The organism is Comamonas koreensis, assembly GCF_014076495.1.
Taxonomy (GTDB): domain Bacteria; phylum Pseudomonadota; class Gammaproteobacteria; order Burkholderiales; family Burkholderiaceae_C; genus Comamonas; species Comamonas squillarum.
In genome coordinates this window covers 4,922,471-4,946,284 of sequence record NZ_CP043575.1, presented here as the reverse complement: position 1 = coordinate 4,946,284, position 23,814 = coordinate 4,922,471, and the positions used below count along the sequence as shown (strand labels likewise).

The following is a 23,814-nucleotide window of genomic DNA, read 5'->3' as shown; positions in this document are numbered from 1 at the left end:
CGCCCACACTTATCGGTTGTTGGAACACAAGCCAGGTGGCTAGCTCACAAGAGCTCGCTGCGTGGAATGGGTCTGTAGCTCAGCTGGTTAGAGCACTGTGTTGATAACGCAGGGGTCGTTGGTTCGAGCCCAACTAGACCCACCATTAGATTCCAACGGATTTAGAGGTTGAGCTTATGCCGCTTTGGTTAATCGGAGTAGATTCTGATTGACTAGAGCCAAGCAGTGCGAGGCGTCTGATGCGAAGCACACTGATGTGTGTGAGCAGCGGGCAACGAAGCAATGCGCCGGCTATAGGCAATCAGGGGGATTAGCTCAGCTGGGAGAGCACCTGCTTTGCAAGCAGGGGGTCGTCGGTTCGATCCCGTCATCCTCCACCAATACTTTTACTGATAACTTATCACTCAACACCAAAGCGGTTTCGCAAGAGACTGTTTTGTTGTTGATTCCGGATTCCCGGATCAACACGGCTGTTCTTTAAAAATTCATAGAGTCGAAAATCAGCGTTGCTGGTGGAAACTGCACATTCGTAAAGGTTTAGTGCAGACCGTGCCACCAGCAACAATTTGATTGCGTCAAAACGAATGAAACTTTGCGAGAGCAATTTTTATTCAGTAATGACGAATATTCTTCAAGAATGTGGACTTGGGCGACCAGGTCTACAGCAAAGATATTCACATTACGGCATAACGCGCGAGGTGAGAGACCTCGCAAAGCAGTTGCTTGGGTTCTTGGCTTGAGATCTAGAGATAGATGTCAAAGTTATAGGGTCAAGTGACTAAGAGCATGTGGTGGATGCCTTGGCGATGATAGGCGACGAAAGACGTGATAGCCTGCGATAAGCTTCGGGGAGTTGGCAAATAAACTTTGATCCGGAGATTTCTGAATGGGGGAACCCACCTAGCAATAGGTATCGGCAACTGAATACATAGGTTGTCGAAGCGAACCTGGAGAACTGAAACATCTAAGTACCCAGAGGAAAAGACATCAACCGAGATTCCGATAGTAGTGGCGAGCGAATTCGGAAGAGCCTTGCAGTGATAGTCAGTGTGTTAACAAAACGGAATGGAAAGTCCGGCCATAGTGGGTGATAGCCCCGTATGTGAAAACGCATTGGTGGTACTAGGCTGCAGACAAGTAGGGCGGGGCACGAGAAACCCTGTCTGAATATGGGGGGACCATCCTCCAAGGCTAAATACTCATCATCGACCGATAGTGAACAAGTACCGTGAGGGAAAGGCGAAAAGAACCCCGGGAGGGGAGTGAAATAGATCCTGAAACCGCATGCTTACAAAAAGTCGGAGCCCTTAGGGGTGACGGCGTACCTTTTGTATAATGGGTCAGCGACTTACATTCAGTGGCAAGCTTAACCGAATAGGGAAGGCGTAGAGAAATCGAGTCCGAATAGGGCGACAAGTCGCTGGGTGTAGACCCGAAACCAAGTGATCTATCCATGGCCAGGATGAAGGTGCCGTAACAGGTACTGGAGGTCCGAACCCACTAGTGTTGCAAAACTAGGGGATGAGCTGTGGATAGGGGTGAAAGGCTAAACAAACTTGGAAATAGCTGGTTCTCTCCGAAAACTATTTAGGTAGTGCCTCAAGTATTACCTGCGGGGGTAGAGCACTGTTTAGGCTAGGGGGTCATGGCGACTTACCAAACCTATGCAAACTCCGAATACCGCAGAGTACAGCTTGGGAGACAGAGCACCGGGTGCTAACGTCCGGACTCAAGAGGGAAACAACCCAGACCGCCAGCTAAGGTCCCTAAAACGGGCTAAGTGGGAAACGAAGTGGGAAGGCTAAAACAGTCAGGATGTTGGCTTAGAAGCAGCCATCATTTAAAGAAAGCGTAATAGCTCACTGATCGAGTCGTCCTGCGCGGAAGATGTAACGGGGCTAAGCCAGTTACCGAAGCTGCGGATGCACAGTTTTACTGTGCGTGGTAGGAGAGCGTTCTGTAAGCCTGTGAAGGTGTCTGGTAACGGATGCTGGAGGTATCAGAAGTGCGAATGCTGACATGAGTAGCGTTAAAGCGGGTGAAAAGCCCGCTCGCCGTAAGCGCAAGGTTTTCTACGCAACGTTCATCGGCGTAGAGTAAGTCGGCCCCTAAGGTGAGGCAGAGATGCGTAACTGATGGGAAACGGGTCAATATTCCCGTACCGATGTGTAGTGCGATGTGGGGACGAAGAAGGTTAGCTCAGCCAACTGTTGGATATGTTGGTTCAAGCCTGTAGTCGTGCTCGGTAGGCAAATCCGCCGGGCTAAGATGAGGGGTGATAACGGGTCTGCTTGCAGACGAAGTGAGTGATACCCAGCTTCCAGGAAAAGCCACTAAGCTTCAGCTACACACGACCGTACCGCAAACCGACACTGGTGCGCGAGATGAGTATTCTAAGGCGCTTGAGAGAACTCAGGAGAAGGAACTCGGCAAATTGACACCGTAACTTCGGGAGAAGGTGTGCCCTCAGTAAGTGAAGTTGTACAAACGGAGCTAAACGGGGTTGCAAAGAATAGGTGGCTGCGACTGTTTAATAAAAACACAGCACTCTGCAAACACGAAAGTGGACGTATAGGGTGTGACGCCTGCCCGGTGCTGGAAGATTAAATGATGGGGTGCAAGCTCTTGATTGAAGTCCCAGTAAACGGCGGCCGTAACTATAACGGTCCTAAGGTAGCGAAATTCCTTGTCGGGTAAGTTCCGACCTGCACGAATGGCGTAACGATGGCCACACTGTCTCCTCCTGAGACTCAGCGAAGTTGAAATGTTTGTGATGATGCAATCTCCCCGCGGAAAGACGGAAAGACCCCATGAACCTTTACTGTAGCTTTGTATTGGACTTTGAACAGATCTGTGTAGGATAGGTGGGAGGCTTTGAAGTGAGGATGCTAGTTCTCATGGAGCCAACGTTGAAATACCACCCTGGTGTGTTTGAGGTTCTAACCTTGGTCCATTATCTGGATCGGGGACAGTGCATGGTAGGCAGTTTGACTGGGGCGGTCTCCTCCCAAAGCGTAACGGAGGAGTTCGAAGGTACGCTAGTTACGGTCGGACATCGTGACGATAGTGCAATGGCATAAGCGTGCTTAACTGCGAGACTGACAAGTCGAGCAGATGCGAAAGCAGGACATAGTGATCCGGTGGTTCTGTATGGAAGGGCCATCGCTCAACGGATAAAAGGTACTCTGGGGATAACAGGCTGATACCGCCCAAGAGTTCATATCGACGGCGGTGTTTGGCACCTCGATGTCGGCTCATCTCATCCTGGGGCTGTAGTCGGTCCCAAGGGTATGGCTGTTCGCCATTTAAAGAGGTACGTGAGCTGGGTTTAAAACGTCGTGAGACAGTTTGGTCCCTATCTTCCGTGGGCGCTGCAGATTTGAGGAAGCCTGCTCCTAGTACGAGAGGACCGGAGTGGACACACCTCTGGTGTATCGGTTGTCACGCCAGTGGCATTGCCGAGTAGCTATGTGTGGAAGAGATAACCGCTGAAAGCATCTAAGCGGGAAACTCGTTCCAAGATGAGATCTGCCGGGGGCTTGACCCCCCTGAAGAGTCGTTCTAGACCAGGACGTTGATAGGTTGGGTGTGGAAGCGCAGCAATGCGTTAAGCTAACCAATACTAATTGCTCGTGCGGCTTGACCCTATAACTTTGATTGGCCCCGCCCTTAGATGGGGCCCAATGCAAAGAACACTGCAACTGCAGTTATGCCCAAAGCGCAATCAAATTTAGCTGATAAGACTCTATGAATTCGCTTCAAAAGCAGCAATGCCCTGATCGACCGATCAGCGCAAAGCCGCCAAGGAGCAAAAAGTTATGCCTGATGACCATAGCAAGTTGGTACCACTCCTTCCCATCCCGAACAGGACAGTGAAACGACTTCGCGCCGATGATAGTGCGGATTCCCGTGTGAAAGTAGGTCATCGTCAGGCTTTTATACTGAAAACGTCCAGCAACTAGCTGGACGTTTTCTTCTCTGCTCTTAAAAGAGTAGCGTGCCAGGCCCAAGGGTCGGTGAGCTGCAAGAGTTGAGAAGAAAACGTGAAAACGTTCTGGAGTGCAGAAAAAGCTGTGCTACAATACAAGGCTTCGCTGATCGCGGCGAAGGGGATCTGAGGGTTGAGGCTCTTGGGTCAGGTCTTTAAAAATTAACAGCCGATAAGCGTGGGCGTTTGGTGGCGATTGCCATATGTTCTTCGGAGCAAAACAAGCGCTCACTTTAAACAGTAATGATGAAGATCTTAGGATCTTTTTTATTCCGTCAAGTGAGTGAGTAGTCGAGAGACTTTAAATTCAAGATCGAACTATAGAGTTTGATCCTGGCTCAGATTGAACGCTGGCGGCATGCTTTACACATGCAAGTCGAACGGTAACAGGTCTTCGGATGCTGACGAGTGGCGAACGGGTGAGTAACACATCGGAACGTGCCTAGTAGTGGGGGATAACTACTCGAAAGAGTAGCTAATACCGCATGAGATCTAAGGATGAAAGCAGGGGACCTTCGGGCCTTGCGCTACTAGAGCGGCTGATGGCAGATTAGGTAGTTGGTGGGATAAAAGCTTACCAAGCCGACGATCTGTAGCTGGTCTGAGAGGACGACCAGCCACACTGGGACTGAGACACGGCCCAGACTCCTACGGGAGGCAGCAGTGGGGAATTTTGGACAATGGGCGAAAGCCTGATCCAGCAATGCCGCGTGTAGGATGAAGGCCCTCGGGTTGTAAACTACTTTTGTACGGAACGAAAAGCTCTCTTCTAATAAAGGAGAGTGATGACGGTACCGTAAGAATAAGCACCGGCTAACTACGTGCCAGCAGCCGCGGTAATACGTAGGGTGCGAGCGTTAATCGGAATTACTGGGCGTAAAGCGTGCGCAGGCGGTTATGTAAGACAGAGGTGAAATCCCCGGGCTCAACCTGGGAACGGCCTTTGTGACTGCATAGCTAGAGTACGGTAGAGGGGGATGGAATTCCGCGTGTAGCAGTGAAATGCGTAGATATGCGGAGGAACACCGATGGCGAAGGCAATCCCCTGGACCTGTACTGACGCTCATGCACGAAAGCGTGGGGAGCAAACAGGATTAGATACCCTGGTAGTCCACGCCCTAAACGATGTCAACTGGTTGTTGGGAATTAACTTTCTCAGTAACGAAGCTAACGCGTGAAGTTGACCGCCTGGGGAGTACGGCCGCAAGGTTGAAACTCAAAGGAATTGACGGGGACCCGCACAAGCGGTGGATGATGTGGTTTAATTCGATGCAACGCGAAAAACCTTACCCACCTTTGACATGTACGGAAGTGACCAGAGATGGACATGTGCTCGAAAGAGAACCGTAACACAGGTGCTGCATGGCTGTCGTCAGCTCGTGTCGTGAGATGTTGGGTTAAGTCCCGCAACGAGCGCAACCCTTGCCATTAGTTGCTACGAAAGGGCACTCTAATGGGACTGCCGGTGACAAACCGGAGGAAGGTGGGGATGACGTCAAGTCCTCATGGCCCTTATAGGTGGGGCTACACACGTCATACAATGGCTGGTACAAAGGGTTGCCAACCCGCGAGGGGGAGCTAATCCCATAAAGCCAGTCGTAGTCCGGATCGCAGTCTGCAACTCGACTGCGTGAAGTCGGAATCGCTAGTAATCGTGGATCAGAATGTCACGGTGAATACGTTCCCGGGTCTTGTACACACCGCCCGTCACACCATGGGAGCGGGTCTCGCCAGAAGTAGGTAGCCTAACCGCAAGGAGGGCGCTTACCACGGCGGGGTTCGTGACTGGGGTGAAGTCGTAACAAGGTAGCCGTATCGGAAGGTGCGGCTGGATCACCTCCTTTCTGGAAAACAGCTTCGCTGTTTCGGTGGATGCTAACTTTGTGCAAACAAAGTTAAGTGCCATCGGCACGGCAGGAGCCAAAAAAGCAATCAAGATTGAACGCCCACACTTATCGGTTGTTGGAACACAAGCCAGGTGGCTAGCTCACAAGAGCTCGCTGCGTGGAATGGGTCTGTAGCTCAGCTGGTTAGAGCACTGTGTTGATAACGCAGGGGTCGTTGGTTCGAGCCCAACTAGACCCACCATTAGATTCCAACGGATTTAGAGGTTGAGCTTATGCCGCTTTGGTTAATCGGAGTAGATTCTGATTGACTAGAGCCAAGCAGTGCGAGGCGTCTGATGCGAAGCACACTGATGTGTGTGAGCAGCGGGCAACGAAGCAATGCGCCGGCTATAGGCAATCAGGGGGATTAGCTCAGCTGGGAGAGCACCTGCTTTGCAAGCAGGGGGTCGTCGGTTCGATCCCGTCATCCTCCACCAATACTTTTACTGATAACTTATCACTCAACACCAAAGCGGTTTCGCAAGAGACTGTTTTGTTGTTGATTCCGGATTCCCGGATCAACACGGCTGTTCTTTAAAAATTCATAGAGTCGAAAATCAGCGTTGCTGGTGGAAACTGCACATTCGTAAAGGTTTAGTGCAGACCGTGCCACCAGCAACAATTTGATTGCGTCAAAACGAATGAAACTTTGCGAGAGCAATTTTTATTCAGTAATGACGAATATTCTTCAAGAATGTGGACTTGGGCGACCAGGTCTACAGCAAAGATATTCACATTACGGCATAACGCGCGAGGTGAGAGACCTCGCAAAGCAGTTGCTTGGGTTCTTGGCTTGAGATCTAGAGATAGATGTCAAAGTTATAGGGTCAAGTGACTAAGAGCATGTGGTGGATGCCTTGGCGATGATAGGCGACGAAAGACGTGATAGCCTGCGATAAGCTTCGGGGAGTTGGCAAATAAACTTTGATCCGGAGATTTCTGAATGGGGGAACCCACCTAGCAATAGGTATCGGCAACTGAATACATAGGTTGTCGAAGCGAACCTGGAGAACTGAAACATCTAAGTACCCAGAGGAAAAGACATCAACCGAGATTCCGATAGTAGTGGCGAGCGAATTCGGAAGAGCCTTGCAGTGATAGTCAGTGTGTTAACAAAACGGAATGGAAAGTCCGGCCATAGTGGGTGATAGCCCCGTATGTGAAAACGCATTGGTGGTACTAGGCTGCAGACAAGTAGGGCGGGGCACGAGAAACCCTGTCTGAATATGGGGGGACCATCCTCCAAGGCTAAATACTCATCATCGACCGATAGTGAACAAGTACCGTGAGGGAAAGGCGAAAAGAACCCCGGGAGGGGAGTGAAATAGATCCTGAAACCGCATGCTTACAAAAAGTCGGAGCCCTTAGGGGTGACGGCGTACCTTTTGTATAATGGGTCAGCGACTTACATTCAGTGGCAAGCTTAACCGAATAGGGAAGGCGTAGAGAAATCGAGTCCGAATAGGGCGACAAGTCGCTGGGTGTAGACCCGAAACCAAGTGATCTATCCATGGCCAGGATGAAGGTGCCGTAACAGGTACTGGAGGTCCGAACCCACTAGTGTTGCAAAACTAGGGGATGAGCTGTGGATAGGGGTGAAAGGCTAAACAAACTTGGAAATAGCTGGTTCTCTCCGAAAACTATTTAGGTAGTGCCTCAAGTATTACCTGCGGGGGTAGAGCACTGTTTAGGCTAGGGGGTCATGGCGACTTACCAAACCTATGCAAACTCCGAATACCGCAGAGTACAGCTTGGGAGACAGAGCACCGGGTGCTAACGTCCGGACTCAAGAGGGAAACAACCCAGACCGCCAGCTAAGGTCCCTAAAACGGGCTAAGTGGGAAACGAAGTGGGAAGGCTAAAACAGTCAGGATGTTGGCTTAGAAGCAGCCATCATTTAAAGAAAGCGTAATAGCTCACTGATCGAGTCGTCCTGCGCGGAAGATGTAACGGGGCTAAGCCAGTTACCGAAGCTGCGGATGCACAGTTTTACTGTGCGTGGTAGGAGAGCGTTCTGTAAGCCTGTGAAGGTGTCTGGTAACGGATGCTGGAGGTATCAGAAGTGCGAATGCTGACATGAGTAGCGTTAAAGCGGGTGAAAAGCCCGCTCGCCGTAAGCGCAAGGTTTTCTACGCAACGTTCATCGGCGTAGAGTAAGTCGGCCCCTAAGGTGAGGCAGAGATGCGTAACTGATGGGAAACGGGTCAATATTCCCGTACCGATGTGTAGTGCGATGTGGGGACGAAGAAGGTTAGCTCAGCCAACTGTTGGATATGTTGGTTCAAGCCTGTAGTCGTGCTCGGTAGGCAAATCCGCCGGGCTAAGATGAGGGGTGATAACGGGTCTGCTTGCAGACGAAGTGAGTGATACCCAGCTTCCAGGAAAAGCCACTAAGCTTCAGCTACACACGACCGTACCGCAAACCGACACTGGTGCGCGAGATGAGTATTCTAAGGCGCTTGAGAGAACTCAGGAGAAGGAACTCGGCAAATTGACACCGTAACTTCGGGAGAAGGTGTGCCCTCAGTAAGTGAAGTTGTACAAACGGAGCTAAACGGGGTTGCAAAGAATAGGTGGCTGCGACTGTTTAATAAAAACACAGCACTCTGCAAACACGAAAGTGGACGTATAGGGTGTGACGCCTGCCCGGTGCTGGAAGATTAAATGATGGGGTGCAAGCTCTTGATTGAAGTCCCAGTAAACGGCGGCCGTAACTATAACGGTCCTAAGGTAGCGAAATTCCTTGTCGGGTAAGTTCCGACCTGCACGAATGGCGTAACGATGGCCACACTGTCTCCTCCTGAGACTCAGCGAAGTTGAAATGTTTGTGATGATGCAATCTCCCCGCGGAAAGACGGAAAGACCCCATGAACCTTTACTGTAGCTTTGTATTGGACTTTGAACAGATCTGTGTAGGATAGGTGGGAGGCTTTGAAGTGAGGATGCTAGTTCTCATGGAGCCAACGTTGAAATACCACCCTGGTGTGTTTGAGGTTCTAACCTTGGTCCATTATCTGGATCGGGGACAGTGCATGGTAGGCAGTTTGACTGGGGCGGTCTCCTCCCAAAGCGTAACGGAGGAGTTCGAAGGTACGCTAGTTACGGTCGGACATCGTGACGATAGTGCAATGGCATAAGCGTGCTTAACTGCGAGACTGACAAGTCGAGCAGATGCGAAAGCAGGACATAGTGATCCGGTGGTTCTGTATGGAAGGGCCATCGCTCAACGGATAAAAGGTACTCTGGGGATAACAGGCTGATACCGCCCAAGAGTTCATATCGACGGCGGTGTTTGGCACCTCGATGTCGGCTCATCTCATCCTGGGGCTGTAGTCGGTCCCAAGGGTATGGCTGTTCGCCATTTAAAGAGGTACGTGAGCTGGGTTTAAAACGTCGTGAGACAGTTTGGTCCCTATCTTCCGTGGGCGCTGCAGATTTGAGGAAGCCTGCTCCTAGTACGAGAGGACCGGAGTGGACACACCTCTGGTGTATCGGTTGTCACGCCAGTGGCATTGCCGAGTAGCTATGTGTGGAAGAGATAACCGCTGAAAGCATCTAAGCGGGAAACTCGTTCCAAGATGAGATCTGCCGGGGGCTTGACCCCCCTGAAGAGTCGTTCTAGACCAGGACGTTGATAGGTTGGGTGTGGAAGCGCAGCAATGCGTTAAGCTAACCAATACTAATTGCTCGTGCGGCTTGACCCTATAACTTTGATTGGCCCCGCCCTTAGATGGGGCCCAATGCAAAGAACACTGCAACTGCAGTTATGCCAAAGACTTGAGATCAGACAATGATGAACACCACAGCGTGTTACAATCACTGGCTCAGGTCGGCGCAATCAAATAAAACGCTGATAGCACCAAGCTCCAAAGCTTGATGCCGACTCTATGAATTCGCTTCAAAAGCAGCAATGCCCTGATCGACCGATCAGCGCAAAGCCGCCAAGGAGCAAAAAGTTATGCCTGATGACCATAGCAAGTTGGTACCACTCCTTCCCATCCCGAACAGGACAGTGAAACGACTTCGCGCCGATGATAGTGCGGATTCCCGTGTGAAAGTAGGTCATCGTCAGGCTTTTATACTGATCAACCCCTCTGCTCTACCCGAGTAGAGGGGTTTTTCTTTTGCGCAGCCAATACTGACCCCTCGAGCTGACTATCTTTTGCGATTGCGCGCAGCGCCGGCAAGCACCCCTGGCGCACGGCTGAATGCCGGTGTTTGGCACAATAGCGGTTTGTGTTTTCAAGGACTGCCATGACCGAGCAAAGCTGTCTGCGCCAGGCGCAGCGCCGCCGTCTGCTGCATTTATTGGCGCTGCTGGGCGGCGCCAGCGGGGTGTCTCCGGCTTTGGCGCTCTCGCTGGCCGATCTGAGCAATACCGATGCCAGCCAGGGCATCAAGGCCGCATTGACCCAGGGCGCGCAGGTGGCAGTGTCCCAGCTGGGCCAAAGCGGGGGCTTTTTCAACAACCCCCAGCTGCGCATTCCGCTGCCGGGCTATATGGGTGAGGCGGCCAAGATGATGCGCCGCTTTGGCCAGGGCCGCTATGTGGATGAGGTGGAGCAGGGCATCAACCGCGCGGCCGAGCTGGCTGTGCCGATGGGCAAGGATGTGCTGCTGGATGCAGTGCAGCGCATGACCCTCGATGATGCCAAACGCATTCTGAGCGGCGGGGACCATTCCGTGACCACCTTCTTTATGGACAAGACGCGCCAGCCATTGACGCAGCGCTTTTTGCCCGTGGTGACCCAGGCGACCGGCCAGGTCGGTGTGGTGCAGCAGTACAACCAGCTGGTGGGCAAGGCATCGAGCTTTGGGGTGTCCAGCGATGCGCTGGACCTGAACCAGTATGTGACCGGCAAGACCTTGGAGGGCCTCTACGCCGTGATTGGCGAGCAAGAGCGCGCGATTCGCCAGAACCCGCTGGGCAGCGCCAATGCCGCCGTGCGCAAGGTCTTTGGAGCGCTGCGCTAAGCCATGGCGAAGAACCCTCCATCGCCCGCGCAGCCCACCTGCCCTTGTGAATCCAGTGCTGCCTACAGCGCCTGTTGTGGCCGCTTTATTGCCGATTTTGAGCGCATGCCAGCACCGGACGCTGAGCATCTGATGCGATCGCGTTACAGCGCCTTTGTGCGGGAGGAGCGTGCCTACCTGCTGGCCACCTGGCATGCCTCGACCCGCCCATCGCAGCTCGATTTTGAACCGCAGTGCCGCTGGCTGGGCTTGCAGGTCAAGGCCTTTGACCCGGTCGACGACAACCACGCCGAGGTGGAGTTTGTCGCCCGCTACAAGCTGCAAGGCCGCGCGGTGCGCCTGCATGAGCGCAGCCGCTTTGTGCAGGAGCAAGGCCGCTGGTTTTATCTGGATGGTGACCAATTTTGATCGCCACCTGTCATTTTTCTAGGATCCCAAAATGAACCCCAATGCAGGCTTCGAGGCCATGCTGTTTGATTGCGATGGTGTGTTGGTGGACAGCGAAGTCATCACCAACCGGGTGCTGTGCACGATGCTCAATGAAGCGGGCTGGGTGCTGTCGTCCGAGGATTGCCTGCAGCTGTTCATCGGCAAGATGGTGCGCAGCCAGAAGGACTTGATCGAGGCGAACACCGGCAAGCCGCTGACTGATGCCTGGATGGAAGAGTTCTATGCGCGCCGCAATGTGGCGCTGGAGCAGGATGTCAAAGCCATCGACGGCGCGTTGGAGGCCATCAAGGCCCTGCATGCGCAGTTCAACGGGCAGATTGCCTGCGCCTCGGGGGCCGACCGCAAGAAGATCGTGATGCAGCTGCGCATTGCCGGCTTGCTGCCCTATTTTGAAGGGCGCATTTTCAGCGGCCATGAGATGCCGCGTACCAAGCCTTTCCCTGATGTCTACCTGGCCGCGGCTGCCGCGCTGGGCGCCGATCCGCAGCGCTGCCTGGTGATCGAAGACAGTGTGACCGGCACCCAGGCGGGTGTGGCGGCCGGCGCTACCGTGTGGGCCTACCACCCGCCAGCGCATGCGGTCTGCTCGCAAGCCGATCTGGCCGCAGCCGGTGCCAGCCAGTTCTTTGAACATATGGCCGAGCTGCCCCAGCGCGTGGCCCGCGCATCGGCCGTCGCTGTCTGAGCTTTAAGATCCGCCCCAGACGCAGAGGCGGACACTGACGCGACAGGCCGGATGCCAGGCTGCACCTAGACTTTTCGTCTGCTTGCCACCTGGAGCTGTTATGGGGCCTGTGCATGAATGGGATGCGGCGTTTGACTTCATCATTGTCGGTGCCGGCATGGCCGGCTGCATCCTCGCCAACCGCCTGAGCGCATCGGGCCGCTTCCAGGTCTGCCTGCTCGAAGCCGGCCCACCCGATCACCACCCCTACATCCATATCCCCGCCGGCTTTATCAAGGTTGGCTACAACCCGCGCTACACCTGGCCTTTCAAGACTGCGCCCGATGCCGCCACCATGGGCCGCCAGGTGGTCGCGCAGCTAGGCCGCACCCTGGGCGGCTCCAGTGCCGTCAACGGTTTCAACTATGTGCGCGGCCAGGCCCAGGACTATGACGACTGGGCCGCCCAGGGCGCAACCGGCTGGTCCTATGACGAGGTGCTGCCGTACTTCAAGCGCTCCGAGCAGCGCCTGGCCATCTGCGATGTGAACTACCGGGGGCTGGAAGGCGAGTTGCCGATCACCGACTGCGACTGGCGCCACCCGCTGTGCGACGCCTTCATCGCCGGTGCCGCCAGCCAGGGCATTCCCTCAGGCAAGGACTACAACGCGGGCAAGCAGGAGGGCGCTGGCTATTACCAGCGCTGGATCCACCGGGGCTGGCGGGTCAGTGCCGCCAAGGCCTTTTTGCGCCCAGCCAAGGGGCGCGCCAATCTGCGGGTGATTGCCCATGCGCAGGTCAGCCGCCTGGTGATGGAGGGCGCGCGCGTTACCGGTGTGGAATACGCGGCCGAACCGGGTGGCCCTGTGCGGCGCCTGCAGGCCAGCCGCGAGGTGGTGGTGGCAGCCGGAGCCATCAATTCGCCCAAGCTGCTCAACCTGTCCGGCCTGGGTGATGCGCAGCGCCTGCAGGACCTGGGCATTGCGGTGCAGCAGCACTTGCCGGGCGTGGGTCAGGGCTTGCAGGACCATATGATGCTGCGCTCCATCGTGCGGGTGCAGAACGCGCCAACCTTGAACACCACCGCCCGGGGCTGGCGGCTCTGGGGCCAGGTGGCGCGCTGGCTGGCTGGTAAACCCAGCATTCTGGCCATCAGCCCTTCGGTGGCCTATGCGTTTTCATCGGCGCAAGCGCCAGGCGGCCGGGCCGATTTTCAGTTCCATTTCTCACCGGGCAGCTATGCCTCCGGCATTGCCGGCCAGCTCGATGATTTCCCCGGCATGACCCTGGGCTTTTACCAGCTGCGGCCGCAGAGCCGGGGCCATGTGCGCCTGGCCTCGGCCCATGCCTGGGACAGCCCGGTGATCCAGCCGCACTACCTGCACGATGAGGCCGACCAGCGCCTGGTCGTCGAAGGCCTGCGCCAGGCCCGTCGCCTGCTGCACAGTGCCGCCTTGGCGCCCTATGTGGCCAGTGACGAGGCGCCGTCCTCCCAGCTGCAATCGGACGAGGAACTGCTGCAGTTTGCCCGTGAGCGGGGCAGTACAGCCTGGCACTTCATGGGTACCTGCCGCATGGGCGCAGCCGGCGATGGCCAGTCCGTGGTCGACCCCCAACTGCGCGTGCATGGCATCACCGGTTTGCGGGTGGCCGATGCGTCGGTGATGCCGGCCATGCCCTCAGGCAACACCGGCGCGCCGACGATGATGATTGCCGAAAAGGCCGCCGATTTGCTGCTGGCCGAGCACTGCCACTAAGGGGTTGTAGTTACGAACTCTTACCTAGGAGAAACCCAGAAGAGCGTTTGCGGCATCCGCCGCTATATTGAACAAGACAAGGGCCTCGTGCGTGCGGTGGAGGCTGACCAAGAGATTTGACAACAAAGCAAGGAGACAAACATGAACAAGCTCGTCTATCGTTTGACGAAGGCTGCGGCGCTGGTGGCCAGCACTTTGGCATTTTCGGCCCAGGCCCAGGACATCAAGATCGGCTACACCGCCGACCAATCGGCCAGCGGCGTGGCCGAGCTGGGCATCTCCGGCCGCTGGGGCTTTGAAGCCGCTATCGAGGACATCAACAAAGCCGGCGGCATCATGGGCCGCAAGCTGGTCGGGGTGGTGCGCGATGACCAGGGCACGCCGCCCAAGGCCATCCAGACCGTGCAGGAGCTGATCGACAGCGAAAAGGTCAGCGGCATCGTGGGCCCGGCCAACTCTGGCAATGCGCTGGCCTGGCTGCATATTCCGCAGCAAAAGAAGGTGCCGGTCATCGTGCCGATTGGCACCGCCACCGAGATCACCACGCGCTACGCCAAGGAGCCGCAGAACTACCTCTACCGCATCTCGATGGTGGACCGCGAGCAGGTCGCGCTGCTGGGCGCCTATGCCGTCAAGGCCTCGAAGGACAAGAAGATCGCCATCCTGGCCGATTCCACCGGCTACGGCCAGGGCGGCATCAAGGATGCGACCGAGATTCTGGCCTTGCACGGCATCAAGCCAGTGGCCGTCGAGAAGTACGGCCCCAAAGACACCGACATGACCTCGCAGCTCAACAAGATCAAGGCGGCAGGAGCTGACACCGTGATCATCTATGGCATTGCCGACGGCGCGGCCCAGGTGCTGCGCAGCATGGAGAAGATCAACTACATGCCCGTCACCTTGGGCACCTGGGGCAACCTGAGCTCTTTGCTGCCCAAGATGGCAGGCACCAAGCTGGCCGAGCACCTGATCATGGCGGCTTCGACGACCGAAGACACCTCGGCCAAGACCAAGGCCCTGGGCCAGCGCGTGCGTGTGAACTTCCCGACCCTGACCACCTTCCCCTGCGCCGCCCAGGCCTATGACTCGGTGATGCTGCTGGCCGCTGCGATGAAGCAGGCCAACAGCACCGATGGCGAGAAGGTCGCTGCTGCGCTGGAGAACCTGAACAGCACCGAAGGCGTGATCAAGACCTATGACAAGCCCTTTAGCAAGACCAACCACGAAGGCCTGAGCGTGGGCGACTTCTACCTCGCCCGCTGGAAGGGCAGCGACGTGGTGCGCTTTGAAGACAGTGTCTACAAGTCGCTCACGCCAGCGGATCTGAAGAAGTAAGGCATCGACTCGTCAGGCCTGCGCCCGCCCCATGCGGCGCGCAGGCCTGGTTTTTTTAGCGGCAATGTGTCTGGGGTGCGTATGCTGGATTCGATACTGCAGGCGGTCTTTAGCGGGCTGGCCTTGGGAAGTATTTATGCCTTGGTGGCGGTGGGTTTCAACATCACCTTCAACACCACCAAGACCTTGAATTTTGGCCAGGGCGAGTTCCTGGTCGCGGGCGCGTTTGTCGCGGTCTCGGCGCTGCTGCTGCTCGCCGGCAAGAACATCACCGACAGCCTGCTGCCCGCCGATGTCAGCCTGTGGCGCTATGTGCTCAGCCTGGTGGGCACGATGGCCGTCCTGGCGCTGCTGGGCCTGCTGCTCTATTACGCCGCCGTGCGGCCCTTTGTGGGGCGCGGCGGCATGGCCTGGGTGATGAGCACCATCGGCTTTGGCATCATCATCCAGAACACGGCGCTGGCCATCTGGGGCCCGGCGCCGCTGGTCATGCCCTCGCCGCTGGGCAGCGAGGTGCTGCGCATCGGCAATGCCGGTGTGCTGCCCCAAGAGGTGCTGGTGCTGGTCTGCAGCGTGGCCGTGCTGCTCGCGCTCGATTATGTGATGCGCCACACCCGCATCGGCAAGGCCGTGCGCGCGGTGGCGCAAAGCGGCAGTGCAGCCACCCTGATGGGCATCAATGTGACAGCCATCGTCGTGCTGGCCTTTGTCATCAGCTCCAGCCTGGCGGGCCTGGCCGGTTTGCTGATTGCGCCCATCACGACGGCATCGGTATTCATGGGCATGACCTTGGCGCTCAAGGCCTTCTCCTCGGCCATTCTGGGCGGTCTGACCAGCCCACGCGGCTGCATGCTGGGCGGCTTTGTGCTGGGCCTGATTGAGGCCCTGGTTGGCCTGTGGCAGGCGGAGATGCGCGAGATCAGCATCTTCTTGCTGATCATCGTGGTGCTGGTGGTGCGGCCCCAGGGCCTCTTGGGCCAGAAGATCGTGGAGAAAGTCTGATGAACAGCGAGATCAAGCACTACGGCTGGCTGGCCCTGGTGGCGGCGCTGGTGGCCGCCATCCCGCTGATGACCAGCAACGACTTCTACCTGCGCATCGTCTTTCTGATCGGGGTCAACTACATCGCCGCCTCGGGGCTGAATGTGCTGGTGAACTACACCGGCCAGAAATCACTGGGCCATGCCGGCCTGTTTGCCGTGGGCGCCTATGCGGTGGCCCTGCTCACCACCCGCTGGGGCTGGAACCCCTGGGCCGCCTTTGCAATGGCCGGTGTGCTGGCCGGGCTGTTTGGCGTGGTGATTGCGCTGCCGGCGCTGCGCGTCAAAGGGCCGGCGCTGGCGATGGTCACCATCGGCTTTGGCATCGTCGTCGAGAAGGTGGTCTCGGAATGGCAGGATGTATTTGCCGGCCAGCAGGGCATCTATGGCGTGGTGCCCTTGAAGCTGGGCGACCAGATGTTTGCCTCCTCGCACTGGGTCTGGTTTGTGCTGGCTCTGTGCGTGGTGCTGCATGTGATGTTCCGCCACCTGCTGGCGGGGCGTTTTGGCCGCGCCTTCATGGCCGTGAACACCGCCGAGGTGGCGGCCGAGAGCGTGGGCGTCAGCGTCTACAAGTTCAAGGTGCTGGCCTTTGTCATCAGTGCCTTCACCTGCGGCATTGCCGGCGCGCTGATCACGCAGCAGAACCAGTACATCAACTCGGACTTCATCACTTTCAATCTGTCGGTCTTCTTCCTGCTGGTGGTGCTGTTTGGTGGCAATTCCGTCTACGGGCCGCTGCTGGGCGCTGTGGTGTTGACCCTGCTCGATTCGCTGTTGTCGCGCTGGCCGGGTGTGCAGCATTTCACCTATGGTGCGCTGCTGCTGTTTGCGCTGTACGCCATGCCCAATGGCCTGGCCGGCACATTGCGCAGCCTGGCGCGCAAATACGCACCGGGCCTGCTGCCCACGCCGCAGCTGCCGCAGGATCTGCCGGCCTGGCAGCTCAAATCGGCCGCGCCGCTGGCCAGCACCGGCGCAGAAGGTTTGCTGGACGGTCGCGGCATCTACAAGGCTTACGGCGGCGTGGTGCCGACCAATGAGGTCGATCTATGCATCAAGCCCGGCCATGTGCATTCGCTGATCGGGCCCAATGGCGCGGGCAAGACCACCTTGCTCAATATCCTGTCGGGCATTGTGGTGCCCGAGCGCGGCTCCATCCAGTTTGCGGGCCAGAGCATCGTCGGTGTCTCGCCCAACCGGATTGCCCGCATGGGCCTGGGCCGTACCTTCCAGAACCTGCGCCTCTTCAGCGATATGACCGTGCTCGACAACGTCAAGGTCGGCTTGCATGCGCATATCCAGGCTGGGTTCTTTGCCAGCCTGATAGGGGTGGGCAAGGCCCGGCGCGCTGAGCTCGCTGCGCGGGATGAGGCGCTGCAGATCCTTGACCGCCTGCAGCTGCGTGACAAGGCGCTGCATACCGCCGGCAGCCTGCCCTATGGCCTGCAGCGCCGGCTGGAGCTGGCCCGCGCGCTGGCCACCCATCCGCGTTTGCTGCTGCTCGATGAGCCGGCCGCCGGCCTCAACCCGCAGGAGACGCAGGAGCTGATCCAGGTGATTGCACGCATCCGCGATCTGGGCATTACCGTGCTGCTGATCGAGCACCACATGGACCTGGTGATGGCTGTGTCCGACCACGTGATCGTGCTCGACTACGGCCAGAAGATTGCCGAGGGCACACCCCAGCAGGTGCAAAGCAACCCGCGCGTGATTGCCGCCTACCTGGGCAGCGATGATGAAACCGAGGACAACGCGATGAACGGAGGCCCCCATGCCTGAGCAAACACCATTGCTGCGTGTCGAGGCGCTGGAGCTGCACTACGGTGCCGTGCAGGCGCTCAAGGGGGTGTCGCTGCAGGTGCATGCCGGTGAGGTGGTCACCATCATCGGTGGCAATGGCGCAGGCAAGAGCACCCTGATGAAGGCCATCTCGGGCCTGGAGCCCACAGCGGCGGGCCGCATCGAGTTCCTGGGCCAGGACATCACCCGCATGCCCGGCCACCTGCGTGTGCCCTTTGGCATTGCCCAGTCGCCCGAAGGCCGCCAGGTGTTTGCCGACCAGAGCGTGCATGACAACCTGCTGCTGGGCGCCTACCACCGCAAGGATGGGTCCGCCGCGATTGCCGCCGATGTGGAGCAGCAGTTCAACACCTTCCCGCGGCTGCGTGAGCGCCGCGCGCAGATGGCCGGCACCATGTCGGGCGGCGAGCAGCAGATGCTGGCGATTGCGCGCGCGTTGATGTCGCGGCCCAAGCTGCTGCTGCTCGATGAGCCCTCGCTGGGCCTGGCGCCGCTGATCGTCAAGGAGATCTTTGCGATCGTGCGCCAGCTCAAGGCGCAAGGGGTGACCATCTTGCTGGTCGAGCAGATGGCCAACCAGGCGCTGGCGGTAGCTGACCGCGCCTATGTGCTGGAGACGGGCCACTTCACCCTGCAGGGCGCCGCGGCCGATCTGCGGCGCGACCCCAAGGTGCGTGCCGCGTACCTGGGAGCCCATGCATGAGCGCGCCGGCAGCCGACCATTTTGACTATGTGGTGGTCGGCAGCGGCGCGGCCGGCGCCATCGTCGCCGCCCGCTTGGGCGAGGATCCTGCGCTGCGCATCTGCGTGCTCGAAGCCGGCCCGCCCGACCACAGGCCCTACCTCAAGCTGCCGGCCGGCTTTATCAAGGTGATCTTCAATCCGGCGGTGGCCTGGCAGTTCAGCTCCGAGCCGACCGAGCGCACGGGAGGGCGGCGCATTCCGCTGCCCCAGGGCAAGACCTTGGGCGGCTCCACCTCCATCAACGGTCTGGTCTACAACCGGGGCCAGCGCGAGGATTTCGATGGCTGGGCGGCGCAGGGCAATGCGGGGTGGTCCTATGACGAGGTGCTGCCGTACTTCCAGCGCAGCGAGCATTTTGTCGATGGCGGCGATCCGGCACTGCGCGGCCACAACGGCCCGCTCAAGGTCAGCCTGCCGCACTGGCCGCACCCGATTTGCGAGGCCTTCCTGGAGGGCGCTGCCGAGCAGGGCCTCGCGCGCAACCCGGACTACAACGGCGCCTACCAGCAAGGCGTGGGCTATTTCCAGCGCAGCATCCACAACGGCTGGCGCATGAGCACGGCGGGCTGCTTTCTGCGCCCGGCTGTGCGGCGCGGCAACCTGGATGTGCGGACCGGCGCGCAGGCGCTGCGCATTATGGTCGAGGACGGCCGCGCCTGTGGTGTGGAATACCTGCAAGATGGCGTGGGGCGCCAAGTGAGGGCGCGGCGCGAGGTGGTCGTCAGCGCCGGCGCCATCAACACGCCGAAGCTGCTGCAGCTGTCGGGCATTGGCGATGGCGAGCGGCTGCGCGCGCTGGGCATTGCCACCCAGGTGCATTTGCCGGGCGTGGGTCAGCACCTCAAGGACCATTTCTCGGTGCGGCTGGTCGCGTCGGTCAAGAACGCCACCACGATCAACGAGCTGGCGCGTGTGCCGCGCCTCTGGGGCCAGGCCTGGCAATGGCTGCGCGGCAAGCCCAATATTCTGCAGCTCAGCCCGTCCGTCGTGCACTGGTTCGCAGCCTCGCAGCCAGGGCTCGCGCGGCCCGATCTGCAAGGTGTGTTCTCCCCGGCCAGCTACCGCGAAGGCTATGTGGGCCAGCTCGATGTGTTCCCAGGCATGACCTGCGGCGTCTGGCAGCACCGGCCGCAGAGCATGGGCACGGTGCAGTTGGCCTCAAGCGATCCGCTGGCCGACCCGGTCGTGCAGCCGCGCTATCTGGACGACGAGGGCGACCGCCAGACCTTGATTCGCGGTGTGCGCCAGGCCCGGGCCTTGCTGCAGAGCCAGGCGCTCGCGCCCTACCGGGTGGACGAGGTCATGCCCGGGCCGCAGGTGCAGTCCGATGACGAGATCCTGGACTTTATCTACCGCTACGGTGTCTCGTCCTACCACCTCAACGGCACGGCGCGCATGGGGCCCCGCCCCGAGGCAGGTGCCGTCGTCGATGCCCAGCTGCGCGTGCATGGGCTGCAGGGGCTGCGGGTGATCGATGCCTCGGTGATGCCCGAGATCACCTCGGCCAACACCTGCGCGGCCACGATGATGATTGGCGAGAAGGGCGCCGACCTGCTGCGCCGCGCGGGCTAGGTTTTCGGCCCGCCTCGCAGTGCAGCAGCGGGCCCAGCGCGATCAGCGCTTTTTGTGCGCCCGCATGTCCAGCACCTGGGGCAGGCTGCGCACATCCTGGCCCGCCGCCAAGATCCGGTGCTTCTGGATCTTTTGCGTGCCGGTGGTGGGGATCTCATCGGTGAACCACCACCAGCCGGGCACCTTGTAGTAGGCCATCTCTTGCTGGCAGAACGCAAACAGCTCCTGGCAGATGGCGGTGCCGGGCGCCACGCCGTCCGTCAGCACAATGCTGGCCAGCACCTCCTCTTCGCGGATGTCATCGGGCGCGGCCAGCACGGCCACCTGGTGCACCTTGGGGTGGGACAGCAGCACGGCTTCCACCTCGGCCGCGGCAATGTTCTCGCCGGAGCGGCGGATGATGTTCTTGCGCCGGTCCATGAAGTGCAGCAGGCCATCGGGGTCCTGCAGCACCACATCCCCGGTGTGGAACCAGCCGCCTTCCCAGGCCTTGGCGGTGGCCTCGGGGTTGTCCAGGTACTCGCTGAAAAAATGCTTGCGCGGGGTCTCGGCCGAGTAGCGCACCAGCATCTCGCCAGGCGTGCCGGGCGGCACCGGCTGGCCGCTCTCATCGGCCACCAGTACCTCGAGCCCCGGCGCACCACGGCCAAAGGAGCGTGTGCCTACCTGGCGGTCGTCGCCATGGTCAGAGATGGTGCGCACCACCTCGGTCATGCCCCACAGCTCGATCAGCGGAAAGCCAAAGCGCTGCTCGAAGGCGGCATGCAGCTGCGGCTCCACCCCTGCGCCATAGCCAAAGCGCACGCAGTGCTGCTTTTCCCAGTCGGACGGCGGCTGCTTGAGCAAGAGCGGAATGATCACGCCCAGGTAGTGGACGATGGTGGCGCGGCTGCTGGCAACCTCTTCCCACCAGCGGCTGGGCTGAAAGCGGTCGGTCTGGACCTGGCAGCCGCCGGTGAGCAGCATGCAGTAGAACGACAGGATGGATGCGTTGACATGGAACAGCGGCAGCGGGTTGAACAGGCGCTCGCGGCCTTCCTGGATCGACACATGGCCGGGGTGGGATGCATACCACTTGCCAGCGGCCAGTTCATAGGCATGCGAGAGCACACAGCCCTTGGGCTGGCCGGTGGTGCCCGAGGTGTAGAGGATGCTTGCTGGCGTGTCGGCGCTCAGGCTGCCCGAGGGCTGCGAGCGGGCCGGCGGCAGCGTGATCGCACTGCCATCTTGCGGATCGGTGCAGACCAGGGCCGGCTGGTTGCGCGTGTCCTGCAGGGACTGCTGCAGTGCCTCCAGCCGCTCGGGCAGGCAGACGACCAGGTCCAGCTGTGCATGGTCGATCAGGTAGTTCAGCTCGCGGCGCTTGTAGTCGGGGTTGATGGGCACACAGCAGATGCCCAGGCTGTTCATCGCCAGCTTGTGCCAGAGGTGCTCGGGCCGGCTTTCCAGAAACAGCCCCACGCGGTGGCCCACGCCATAGCCCGCGGCCTGGTAGCGGGCCTGCAGCCGCGCGATATGGGCGCCGGCCTGCGTGTAGCTGAACTCGCAGCCCTCGGGCAGGTAGCTGCGCTTGGGATTGGCCGGCACCGCCAGCAGGCTGTGCTCGGGGTAGCGCGCAATGGCGGCCTGCAAGGCCTGGCCGATGGTGGTGTGGTCGGTGATGGCGATCATGTCGGAGGACTTCAAAGCAGGGTCAGGGCCGGATCAAGGGCGACGGAATGGGGTCGATCTGCTGGTCCAGCGCGGCCTGCTTTTCGACCTCCAGGATGCGCAGAAAGGCGGCGCGCTGCTGCAGGTGCATCCAGTAGTGCTGGGTGGCCGGCCCCCATTGCGAGGACATGCCCAGGTAGTCCGACAGCATCAGCGCATAGCCCACGGCCACATCGGCCGCGGTAAAACGGCCTGCGCAGAGGTAGGGCAGTTCGGCTGGCATGGCCTGGGCGGCGGTCTCCAGCGCGCGCAGCCGGCCCAGAAACCAGCGCGCATAGTCTTCTGCGACCTGGGGCTGGCGCCGCACGGCAGGCTCAAAGAACTGGTAGCGCAGCACCAGGGTCTGCGGAAAGGTCAAGGTCGTATCGGACATGTACAGCCAGTTCAGGTAGCTGCCATAGGCGGGGTCGCTGGGCTGCACGTCCAGGCGCTGCGCCGGGTCGCGGCTGGCCAGGTACTGGCAGATGGCGGACGACTCGGTCATGCGCGTGTCGCCGTCGATCAGCAAGGGCACGGTGCCCAGGGGGTTGAGTGCCAGGTAGTGCTTGGCCAGTGCGCGGGGCGGAAAGGGCAGCATCTGCAGCTGGTAGGGCAGGCCAAGCTCTTCCAGCATCCATAGCGCGCGGAACGAGCGCGCGCTCACACAGTGGTACAGCTCGATCACGGCAAGTCTCCATCCGATGTTGTGCCGCCATCTTGGCACGAATGGATGTACGTGGCTGCCCTGCAGGTGTCAGCCAGGTTGCAAATCGGGCCGGTCTCAGGCCAGCATCGGCTGCGCCTCAGGCCGGCGGCCGGGTGCTCTTGCGGTATTCGGCCGGGGACATGCCCATCCAGGTGCGAAAGGCCCGGATAAAGCTCTTGTCGTTGCTGAAGCCTGCCAACTGCGCGATCTGCTTGATGGGCCGGTTGCTGCGGTGCAGCAGAGTCAGCGAGCGTTCGCGCCGCACCTCGTCCTTCAGGGCCTGCAGCGATGCGCCCTCGTCCTTGAGCTGGCGGTGCAGGGTGCGCAGTGACAGGTGCAGCTTGGCCGAGAGGCTGTCGGCGCTGTGCATCGCCGAGGGATCGGCCGCCAGCAGCTGGCGCACGCGCTGCACCATCAGCCGGTCGCGCCGGTAGGGGCGCACGGTCAGCGGCAGCGCGCGCTGCAGCATGCGCTGCAAGGCCGCCTCATCGCGGGCAATCGGCAAGGCGAGATAACGCGCATCAAACTGCATGCGCGTGACCGGCGCGCCAAACTGCACATCGCCGGGGAAGAGCAGCGCATACACATCGGCATGGGCGGGGGCCTCGAACGGAAAACTCACCTTGAACAGCGGCAGCGACGAGTCGACAAACCAGCTCGACAGCCCATGCATATTGCGCAGCATGGACACGAGGCAAAACTCGCGCAGCTCGCCCAGGCCCGTGTGCTCGATGATCTCGACCGTGGCCGTCTCGCCCTGCACCTGCAGGCTGAGCGCCAGGTCATCGGTGAGCAGGCCGTGGTGGCGGCACCAGCGCTTGAGCGCCACCCCCAGGTTGGGGCTGGTGAGCGAGGCGCGTGCCAGCATGCCATAGCTGCCCCAGGGCAGGCGCCGGCTGAACCAGCCCAGCGCCTCGTCATCCAGCTCCTGCATCGCCGCATCCGAGAGCGTTTCAAACTGCAGTGCGGTGATGCCGGGGCCGTCCTTTTCAACCGCCAAGGGATCGATTTGCGCCAACTGCAGCGCTCGGTCCGCACTCAGCCCCCGGTGCTGGTAGGCCCGCGCGATGGCCCGGACAAAGGCCATGGGCGTAACGGCGGGATGGTGCACGACGGCAGAGGAGGGCAGCGGTTTGGGCATGGAGGGTGGGGTTTAAAAAGCGCCAAGCATGGCCATTGTACTGGCGACATTTGCAACCATCCTGCC

Annotated in this window: 12 protein-coding genes, 4 tRNA genes and 5 rRNA genes; 18 read left to right on the top strand and 3 right to left on the bottom strand. The window is 59.3% G+C overall.

All coding sequences use genetic code 11. The features are described from left to right. Positions 1-68: 68 nt before the first annotated feature. The 18 genes from F0Q04_RS22600 (at position 69) to F0Q04_RS22515 (ending at position 20,212) form a co-directional block, all read left to right on the top strand. Positions 69-145: transfer RNA gene (locus F0Q04_RS22600), tRNA-Ile, on the top strand. Positions 146-304: 159 nt separating this feature from the next. After that, positions 305-380 (top strand) — tRNA-Ala (locus tag F0Q04_RS22595). A 388-nt stretch (positions 381-768) separates the two neighbouring features. After that, a 23S ribosomal RNA gene (locus F0Q04_RS22590) occupies positions 769-3,647 on the top strand. Between the two features lie 174 nt (positions 3,648-3,821). Beyond that, positions 3,822-3,934: ribosomal RNA gene (gene rrf, locus F0Q04_RS22585) — 5S ribosomal RNA — on the top strand. A gap of 369 nt (positions 3,935-4,303) precedes the next feature. Then, positions 4,304-5,832: ribosomal RNA gene (locus tag F0Q04_RS22580) — 16S ribosomal RNA — on the top strand. A gap of 167 nt (positions 5,833-5,999) precedes the next feature. Further along, positions 6,000-6,076 (top strand) — tRNA-Ile (locus tag F0Q04_RS22575). 159 nt (positions 6,077-6,235) lie between these two features. Further along, positions 6,236-6,311, top strand: a tRNA-Ala gene (locus F0Q04_RS22570). A 388-nt stretch (positions 6,312-6,699) separates the two neighbouring features. Then, positions 6,700-9,578, top strand: a 23S ribosomal RNA gene (locus F0Q04_RS22565). 257 nt (positions 9,579-9,835) lie between these two features. Continuing rightward, positions 9,836-9,948: ribosomal RNA gene (gene rrf / locus F0Q04_RS22560) — 5S ribosomal RNA — on the top strand. The 16S, 23S and 5S rRNA genes sit together here with 4 tRNA genes alongside, the layout of an rRNA operon. A gap of 180 nt (positions 9,949-10,128) precedes the next feature. Then, the gene (locus F0Q04_RS22555) at positions 10,129-10,848 is read left to right on the top strand and encodes a DUF4197 domain-containing protein (RefSeq protein WP_182343642.1); all 720 of its coding nucleotides are present in this window, start codon (positions 10,129-10,131) and stop codon (positions 10,846-10,848) included. Positions 10,849-10,851: 3 nt separating this feature from the next. Then, positions 10,852-11,256 carry a YchJ family protein gene (locus F0Q04_RS22550; RefSeq protein WP_182343640.1) on the top strand — a complete coding sequence of 135 codons (405 nt, stop codon included), beginning with the start codon at positions 10,852-10,854 and terminating at the stop codon, positions 11,254-11,256. 31 nt (positions 11,257-11,287) lie between these two features. Then, a complete protein-coding gene (locus F0Q04_RS22545; RefSeq protein WP_182343638.1) occupies positions 11,288-11,983 on the top strand; it encodes an HAD family hydrolase in 696 nt (231 codons plus the stop codon). A 100-nt stretch (positions 11,984-12,083) separates the two neighbouring features. Then, positions 12,084-13,718, top strand: coding sequence for a GMC family oxidoreductase (locus F0Q04_RS22540; RefSeq protein WP_182343637.1), 1,635 nt, complete (start codon positions 12,084-12,086; stop codon positions 13,716-13,718). 141 nt (positions 13,719-13,859) lie between these two features. Beyond that, positions 13,860-15,053, top strand: coding sequence for an ABC transporter substrate-binding protein (locus F0Q04_RS22535; protein ID WP_116926540.1), 1,194 nt, complete (start codon positions 13,860-13,862; stop codon positions 15,051-15,053). 81 nt (positions 15,054-15,134) lie between these two features. Then, positions 15,135-16,055 carry a branched-chain amino acid ABC transporter permease gene (locus F0Q04_RS22530; RefSeq protein WP_116926539.1) on the top strand — a complete coding sequence of 307 codons (921 nt, stop codon included), beginning with the start codon at positions 15,135-15,137 and terminating at the stop codon, positions 16,053-16,055. Then, complete coding sequence (locus F0Q04_RS22525) at positions 16,055-17,875, top strand: ABC transporter permease subunit (protein ID WP_116926538.1); 1,821 nt, start codon at positions 16,055-16,057, stop codon at positions 17,873-17,875. Before F0Q04_RS22530 ends, F0Q04_RS22525 begins: the two co-directional genes overlap by 1 nt. Continuing rightward, positions 17,868-18,599 carry an ABC transporter ATP-binding protein gene (locus F0Q04_RS22520; protein ID WP_182343634.1) on the top strand — a complete coding sequence of 244 codons (732 nt, stop codon included), beginning with the start codon at positions 17,868-17,870 and terminating at the stop codon, positions 18,597-18,599. The genes F0Q04_RS22525 and F0Q04_RS22520 overlap by 8 nt, the downstream gene beginning before the upstream one ends. Beyond that, entirely contained in the window at positions 18,596-20,212 is a 1,617-nt protein-coding gene (locus F0Q04_RS22515) for a GMC family oxidoreductase (protein ID WP_182343632.1), read from the top strand. The genes F0Q04_RS22520 and F0Q04_RS22515 overlap by 4 nt, the downstream gene beginning before the upstream one ends. A gap of 42 nt (positions 20,213-20,254) precedes the next feature. Here F0Q04_RS22515 and F0Q04_RS22510 read toward each other — a convergent pair whose 3' ends face one another. From F0Q04_RS22510 to F0Q04_RS22500, 3 genes are all read right to left on the bottom strand, one after another. Then, entirely contained in the window at positions 20,255-21,883 is a 1,629-nt protein-coding gene (locus F0Q04_RS22510) for an AMP-binding protein (protein ID WP_182343630.1), read from the bottom strand. 22 nt (positions 21,884-21,905) lie between these two features. Continuing rightward, entirely contained in the window at positions 21,906-22,586 is a 681-nt protein-coding gene (locus F0Q04_RS22505) for a glutathione S-transferase family protein (RefSeq protein WP_182343628.1), read from the bottom strand. Between the two features lie 118 nt (positions 22,587-22,704). After that, positions 22,705-23,748 carry an AraC family transcriptional regulator gene (locus F0Q04_RS22500; RefSeq protein ID WP_230770387.1) on the bottom strand — a complete coding sequence of 348 codons (1,044 nt, stop codon included), beginning with the start codon at positions 23,746-23,748 and terminating at the stop codon, positions 22,705-22,707. Between the last annotated feature and the right edge of the window lie 66 nt (positions 23,749-23,814).

Excerpts from the sequence above, each read along its gene's own strand:
- F0Q04_RS22525 (WP_116926538.1), top strand. The coding sequence starts at position 16,055 with ATGAACAGCGAGATCAAGCACTACGGCTGGCTGGCCCTGGTGGCGGCG.
- F0Q04_RS22510 (WP_182343630.1), bottom strand. The coding sequence starts at position 21,883 with ATGATCGCCATCACCGACCACACCACCATCGGCCAGGCCTTGCAGGCC.
- F0Q04_RS22530 (WP_116926539.1), top strand. The coding sequence starts at position 15,135 with ATGCTGGATTCGATACTGCAGGCGGTCTTTAGCGGGCTGGCCTTGGGA.
- F0Q04_RS22515 (WP_182343632.1), top strand. The coding sequence starts at position 18,596 with ATGAGCGCGCCGGCAGCCGACCATTTTGACTATGTGGTGGTCGGCAGC.
- F0Q04_RS22520 (WP_182343634.1), top strand. The coding sequence starts at position 17,868 with ATGCCTGAGCAAACACCATTGCTGCGTGTCGAGGCGCTGGAGCTGCAC.
- F0Q04_RS22550 (WP_182343640.1), top strand. The coding sequence starts at position 10,852 with ATGGCGAAGAACCCTCCATCGCCCGCGCAGCCCACCTGCCCTTGTGAA.
- F0Q04_RS22500 (WP_230770387.1), bottom strand. The coding sequence starts at position 23,748 with ATGCCCAAACCGCTGCCCTCCTCTGCCGTCGTGCACCATCCCGCCGTT.
- F0Q04_RS22545 (WP_182343638.1), top strand. The coding sequence starts at position 11,288 with ATGAACCCCAATGCAGGCTTCGAGGCCATGCTGTTTGATTGCGATGGT.
- F0Q04_RS22540 (WP_182343637.1), top strand. The coding sequence starts at position 12,084 with ATGGGGCCTGTGCATGAATGGGATGCGGCGTTTGACTTCATCATTGTC.
- F0Q04_RS22535 (WP_116926540.1), top strand. The coding sequence starts at position 13,860 with ATGAACAAGCTCGTCTATCGTTTGACGAAGGCTGCGGCGCTGGTGGCC.
- F0Q04_RS22555 (WP_182343642.1), top strand. The coding sequence starts at position 10,129 with ATGACCGAGCAAAGCTGTCTGCGCCAGGCGCAGCGCCGCCGTCTGCTG.